The organism is Aestuariivita boseongensis, from assembly GCF_001262635.1.
GTDB lineage: Bacteria > Pseudomonadota > Alphaproteobacteria > Rhodobacterales > Rhodobacteraceae > Aestuariivita > Aestuariivita boseongensis.
Genome location: NZ_JXYH01000105.1, coordinates 1 through 3173, shown reverse-complemented (window position 1 = coordinate 3173; position 3173 = coordinate 1). Strand labels below are relative to the sequence as shown.

The window sequence follows — 3173 nt, the reverse complement described above, 5'->3', positions numbered from 1 at the left end:
CCTGCCCCTTAGGAGGGGGCTGCTCTATCCAGTTGAGCCACGGGGCCGACGAGGTCTTCTTACCGCCCTTGTTCGCGCTTGTCATGCCTGACCTGCGCGCTTGCCGGGATGGGGCCGTTTGCGATAACACTTGGGCAAGAAACAATGCCTGAAGGGGCCTCCCATGACGATCGAGCCGAAACGCCCTTTGACCCTGCGCGATGTGTCCGAAGCCTCGGGCGTGTCCGAGATGACGGTCAGCCGCGTGTTGCGCAACCGGGGGGATGTTTCGGACAGCACGCGTGAACGGGTTTTAGCGGCCGCGAAAGAGCTGGGATATGTCCCCAACAAGATCGCGGGCGCGCTGGCTTCCAGCCGGGTGAACCTTGTCGCGGTGATTATTCCGTCCCTGTCGAACATGGTGTTCCCCGAGGTGCTGACCGGCATCAACCAGGTTCTGGAAGACACCGAGTTGCAACCCGTGGTGGGCGTCACCGATTACCTGCCCGAGAAGGAAGAGCGGGTTCTTTATGAAATGCTGTCCTGGCGTCCGTCAGGTGTGATCATCGCCGGGCTGGAGCATTCAGAAGCCGCCAAGGCCATGCTGAAGAACGCGGGCATCCCGGTGGTCGAGATCATGGACAGCGACGGCACACCCGTGGATGCAATGGTGGGCATTTCACACCGCCGCGCGGGGCGCGAGATGGCCAAGGCGATCCTGAAGGCAGGCTATCGCCATATCGGGTTCATGGGCACCAAGATGCCGCTGGATCACCGCGCGCGGAAGCGGTTCGAGGGCTTTACCGAACATCTGGCCAAATCCGGGGTCGAGATCGAGGACCGCGCCTTTTATTCGGGCGGATCGGCGTTGGCCAAGGGGCGTGAGATGACGGCGGAGATGCTGGAACGCTCGCCCGAACTGGATTTCCTGTATTACTCGAACGATCTGATCGGCGCGGGTGGGCTTCTGTATCTGATGGAACAGGGCATCGACATTCCCGGCCAGATCGGGCTGGCCGGATTCAACGGTGTGGAACTGTTGCAGGGCTTGCCGCGCAAGCTGGCCACCATGGATGCCTGCCGGGCCGAGATCGGGCGCACGGCGGCGCAGATCGTGGCGGCGCAGCTGGAAGACCCCGAAGCCGAAGTGGAAAAGATCGTCACCCTGTCGCCCAAGATCACCTATGGTGACACACTGCGCCGACGCTGAGGCATGGCGCGGCCTGTTCTGGATAACAAAACCGCACGGGCGGTGTTTCTGCATCGCCACGGGTTGGCGGATCAGCCCTCGGGCCCCGGCAAGGGGGCGGATCTGCAAGCCGTGATCGAGGATCTGGGCTTTGTTCAGCTGGACAGCATCAACACGGTGGCGCGCGCCCATGATCTGATCCTGTTCGCGCGGCGTCCCGGCTATCGCCCGAAGAACCTGCAGCGGCTTTATGAAAAAGACCGCGGGCTCTTTGAGCACTGGACCCATGACGCGGCTGTGATCCCGATGGCGTTTTATCCGCATTGGCATCTGCGGTTTCAGCGCGACGCGGATCTTCTGAAAAGCCGGTGGCGGAACTGGCGGCGCGACGGGTTCGAGACGCGGTTTGATCAGGTGCTGGCCCATATCCGTGATCACGGGCCGGTGTCGTCATCCGATGTGGGCAAGGACGAGCAGAAATCATCCGGAGGATGGTGGGACTGGCACCCGTCGAAAACCGCACTGGAATATCTTTGGCGGTCGGGCGCGCTGACCGTTGTGGGGCGGCAGGGGTTTCAGAAACGTTATGACCTGACCGAGCGCGTGATTGATCAGGCCTTGCTGCAATCGAACGCGCGGCCCGAGGCGCGGGAGACGATCGACTGGTGTTGTGAAGCCGCACTTGATCGGCTGGGCTTTGCGACCTCGGGCGAGCTGGCGGCGTTCTGGGATACGGTGAGTGCCGCTGAAGCCAAGGAGTGGTGCAACATCGCACTGCGCGATGGCCGGATCATCGAGATCGACATTGCCTGTGCCGGTGGCGCCACCCGCCGCGTCTTTGCCCGGCCCGATCTGATGGATCAGATCCCCGATGTGCCAGACCCGCCGGGGCGTATCCGTGTTCTCAGCCCCTTTGACCCCGCGCTGCGCGACCGCAAGCGGGCGGAGCGGCTTTTCGATTTCTCCTATCGGATCGAGATTTTCGTGCCGGAGGCGAAGCGCACATACGGGTATTACGTCTTTCCCCTGCTGGAGCGGGACAGGATCATCGGGCGCATCGACATGAAGGCCTTTCGTGATCAGGATATGCTGGTCGTGCGCAAGCTGTGGCCCGAACGGGGCGTGCGGTGGTCTGCAGCGCGCACGAGGCGGCTGGAGGCGGAATTGCAGCGCATTACGCGGCTGGCCGGGGTCAGTGAGGTCCGGTTCGAGGATGACTGGCTGGCCGAGCCGCTGTAGGCATCTGATCGACCCCGCTTCCCTCTGGCCTGCGGGCTGCTAGTGTCAGCGCAGAAGATGAAAGGACATCCCATGGCGCATGCTGGATTTGGCGGTGTGATCTCTCCGATCCTGACGCCATTTCATGCGGACGGCACCATTGCCACGCGACTGTTCACGGAACACGCCGCCTATTCGCTGGAGGCGGGGGTGCACTACCTGTCGCCCTTCGGCACCACGGGCGAAGCGGTGGCCGTGGGCATGTCGGAACGGATGGAGATGCTGGAGCGGCTGGTGGATGCCGGCCTGCCGGCGGCGCAGATGATGCCGGGCACGGGGCTGTGCGCCCTGCCCGACACGATCACCCTGACGCGCCATGCGGTCGATCTGGGCTGCGCGGCGGCGATGGTGCTGCCGCCGTATTATTATCCCACGTCCGAGGACGGGCTTTACACCTATTTCGCGCGGTTGATCGACGGGGTCGGGTCGGATGAGCTGCGCGTCTGCCTCTATCACATCCCGCAGATGTCGGGGGTCGCGATCTCTCCGGCGCTGACGGCGCGGTTGAACGAGGCGTTTCCGGATACTGTCGTCGCCTACAAGGACAGTGGCGGCGATTGGGAAAATACAAAAGCCGTGATTGATGCGGCCCCCGGCGTTTCCGTTTTCCCGGCGTCCGAGGCGCATCTGATCCACGGTTTAGACCTGGGTGCGGCGGGGTGCATTTCGGCCACATGCAACTCCAACCCGTCGGTGATCCGCGCCTATTACGACGCGCGGCGGGCCG

3 protein-coding genes are annotated in these 3173 nt (G+C 63.3%); all 3 read left to right on the top strand.

The features are described from left to right. The first annotated feature begins 163 nt into the window (after positions 1–163). Complete coding sequence (locus TR61_RS19285; protein WP_050932179.1) at positions 164–1189, top strand: LacI family DNA-binding transcriptional regulator; 1026 nt, start codon at positions 164–166, stop codon at positions 1187–1189. A gap of 3 nt (positions 1190–1192) precedes the next feature. Then, the gene (locus TR61_RS19280) at positions 1193–2407 is read left to right on the top strand and encodes a winged helix-turn-helix domain-containing protein (protein WP_050932177.1); all 1215 of its coding nucleotides are present in this window, start codon (positions 1193–1195) and stop codon (positions 2405–2407) included. A 72-nt stretch (positions 2408–2479) separates the two neighbouring features. Next, positions 2480–3173 (top strand): dihydrodipicolinate synthase family protein (locus TR61_RS19275; protein ID WP_050932175.1); only part of this gene is annotated, 694 nt, incomplete at its 3' end.

Coding starts and splice junctions, on each gene's coding strand:
- TR61_RS19280 (WP_050932177.1), top strand. CDS start 1,193: ATGGCGCGGCCTGTTCTGGATAACAAAACCGCACGGGCGGTGTTTCTG.
- TR61_RS19285 (WP_050932179.1), top strand. CDS start 164: ATGACGATCGAGCCGAAACGCCCTTTGACCCTGCGCGATGTGTCCGAA.